This is a genomic window from Parasphingorhabdus sp., from assembly GCF_036964675.1.
Classification (GTDB): domain Bacteria; phylum Pseudomonadota; class Alphaproteobacteria; order Sphingomonadales; family Sphingomonadaceae; genus Parasphingorhabdus.
The window spans coordinates 1-2,646 of sequence record NZ_JBALTF010000127.1; the positions used below are offsets into that span (position 1 = coordinate 1).

Consider the following 2,646-nt stretch of genomic DNA (forward strand, 5'->3'; position numbering starts at 1 on the left):
GGGTCATCTCGGTGTTCCGCCCTCACCAATTGAATTGATCGGAAGAGGATCAATGGAAATAGCGGTACGATTAGAAATATGAAGGCAACAACTCGCAGCCATTTAGGCCGTTGAGTTAGCCTCGAATTATCGACCTTATCACTCTCGCCCTCGTAGACAATTGGCCCGTTGTCGGGGAAGCTATAACTATAAGGGCTTTTCAGTCCCACTTAGTACCTTCCGGACATCCGTTCTCCAACATGCGGCATCTTGCGATGCCGAGCGCCGCGGGCAAATGCGCCCCGCGCATTTGCTGTTAACCGCGTCACTCCCACTCAATAGTCCCCGGCGGCTTGCTGGTATAATCATAAACCACCCGGTTGATCCCCTTCACCTCATTGACGATCCGCGTCGATACGCGGGTCAGGAAGCTGGCGTCGAAGGGGTAGACATCGGCGGTCATGCCGTCGGTGCTGGTGACGGCGCGCAGGCCGCAGACATTGTCATAGGTGCGCTGGTCGCCCATCACGCCGACCGTCTTGACCGGGAGCAGCACGGCGAAGGCCTGCCAGATCGCGTCGTATAATCCGGCGTTCCGGATTTCCTCGAGATAGATGGCGTCCGCCTTGCGCAATATGTCGCAACGCTCCTTGGTCACCTCGCCCGGAATGCGGATCGCGAGGCCGGGGCCGGGGAACGGATGACGCCCGACGAACTGATCGTTCAGGCCAAGCTCGCGCCCGAGATCGCGGACTTCATCCTTGAACAATTCGCGCAGCGGCTCGACCAACTTCATGTTCATCCGCTCGGGCAGGCCACCCACATTATGGTGCGACTTGATCGTCACGCTGGGTCCGCCGGTGAAGGAAACGCTCTCGATCACATCAGGATAAAGCGTGCCCTGCGCCAGAAAATCCGCGCCGCCAACCCGGGCCGATTCTTCGTCAAACACTTCAATAAATTCGCCGCCGATAAATTTGCGCTTCTTTTCCGGGTCGGTCTGTCCGGCGAGGCCAGCCATGAACCGGTCTTCGGCATCGACCACCACCAGCGGGATATTATAATGGTCGCGGAACAGGGTCTCGACCTGCTCGCGCTCGTTCATCCGGAGCAAGCCGTGGTCGACAAAGACGCAGGTCAGCTGGTCGCCGATTGCTTCGTGGATCAGGATCGCCGCCACCGAGCTGTCGACACCACCGGACAGGCCGCAAATGACTTTCTTGTCGCCGACCTGCTCGCGGATTTCGGCGATCTTGGCGTCCTTATATTCCGCCATCGTCCAGTCGCCGGCACAGCCGCAGACATGGCGAACGAAATTGGCGATCAGCTTGCCGCCATCGGGCGTGTGCACAACCTCGGGGTGAAATTGCGTGCCATAATAGCGCCGCTCGTCATCGGCGATCAGCGCGAAGGGCGCGCCCTCGGTGGTCGCGACGATCCGGAAACCGGGCGCAAATGCGGTGACCTTGTCGCCGTGACTCATCCACACCTGATGCTTCTCGCCGACCTCCCACAGGCCATCGAACAAGACGCATTCCTCGGAAATCTCGATAAACGCCCGGCCAAATTCGCCGCTGTCACCCGATTCGACCTGGCCGCCCAGCTGATGCGTCATCACCTGCTGGCCATAGCAGATGCCGAGGATCGGCAGGCCGCTGTCAAAAATCACCTGCGGCGCGCGCGGGCTGTCTTCCTCCGGCACCCCGGCGGGCGATCCGGACAGGATGATCCCCTTGGGTTTCAGCCGGTGAAAGGCCTCTTCCGCATTGTTGAACGGAGCAATTTCCGAATAGACTCCGGCCTCGCGCACCCGGCGGGCGATAAGCTGCGTGACCTGAGAGCCGAAATCGACAATCAATATGGTTTCTTCATGGGCTATGGACATGGCTTAGGCGCTTAGTGGGCCGCCCCTTTTGAGTCTAGTGCCTTTGTCGCTTGTCGCCTCAAAACCCGGTCCTTCCTAGGCCGTAGCAAGTTCGCCCAGAAATACCGCCAGAATCACGCCGATCGCGGTTGCGATCCCGGCCATATGATGGTCCTTCTTATAGGCCTTGGGAAAAACCTCGGTTGCGAGCGAGGCGACCACCGCACCGGCTGCGAAACAGCGGGTCGCGGCCAGCAGATGCGGGGAGACTCCTTCCAGCGCAATATTTCCGATAATCGCTGCAGCGGACAATATGAGCGCAGTCATCGCCCACAGACCCAGCGTCTTGCCCTTCGACAGCCCGCTGCCAACCATTTGCTTGGCCCCGCCAGCCGCTTCCGGCAGATTGGAGAGCAGGATGGACCCGGCCAGCGCCGCCACCTCGATCGGCGCAGCCCCGATCAGCGCGACTCCGAGCGCCAGATTTTCCGGCACACCATCAAGCGTGATCGCGGCCAGCAGGCCGCCACCGCCTTCCGGCCCCCATTTTTCATCAATCCAGTAATCGACGCCGGAAAACACCGCCGCCCCGGCCGCGACCGCACCCAGCCCGACCCAGAGGTTGCTTTGCTCGACGGCTGGCTGAATCATCTCGCTGACCAGCGAGACGATCAGCGCGCCACCGGCCAGAGCAATGACAAAGCCTTCGCCCTTGCTCGATAATTTGCCGTAAATGCCCCAGAGAGCGCCGGCCACCAGCGCGGCTGACACCAGCACCACGACAAGAAATGTCATCCACATGA

General features: G+C 60.4%; 2 protein-coding genes. Both read right to left on the bottom strand.

Annotation, left to right across the window (positions count from 1 at the left end):
* Positions 1-304 precede the first annotated feature (304 nt).
* On the bottom strand, positions 305-1,864 hold the full coding sequence (gene guaA / locus V7665_RS13405; protein ID WP_335665036.1) for a glutamine-hydrolyzing GMP synthase: 1,560 nt from the start codon (positions 1,862-1,864) through the stop codon (positions 305-307).
* A gap of 75 nt (positions 1,865-1,939) precedes the next feature.
* Positions 1,940-2,646: ZIP family metal transporter (locus tag V7665_RS13410; RefSeq protein WP_335665037.1), on the bottom strand; the 707-nt coding region annotated here is incomplete at its 5' end.